At 56.6% G+C, this 364-nt stretch carries 1 protein-coding gene; it reads left to right on the top strand.

All coding sequences use genetic code 11. From position 1 onward, the window contains the following. Window positions 1–364 (top strand): ABC transporter ATP-binding protein (locus tag AC1D0P_RS32265; protein ID WP_477680446.1); only part of this gene is annotated, 364 nt, incomplete at both ends.

The following is a 364-nucleotide window of genomic DNA, read 5'->3' as shown; positions in this document are numbered from 1 at the left end:
CCTTGACATGCCCGTCAAGCACTATTCCAGCGGCATGTATATGCGGCTCGCCTTCTCCGTCGCTGCGCACCTGGAAAGCGAAATCCTCCTGGTCGACGAAGTCCTGGCGGTGGGTGATACCAATTTCCAGCGAAAATGCATGGACCGGATGTCGGATGTGGCAAAGAGCGGACGGACCATCCTCTTGGTCAGCCACAACTTGACGGCCATTCAATCCCTCTGTCAACGCGCATTGTGGTTCGAAGCCGGGCAATTGCGGGGGGATGGCCAGACAGCCGACGTTCTCAATGAGTATCTGAAGCTTTCTTCCGGCGTCGAGGGCATTCCACTCAAGATCTGGGATCCTTCAAACGCTCCTGGAGCT

It is taken from the genome of Polaromonas sp. P1_G2 (genome assembly GCF_056405515.1).
This window is presented reverse-complemented; position numbering and strand designations above follow the sequence as displayed.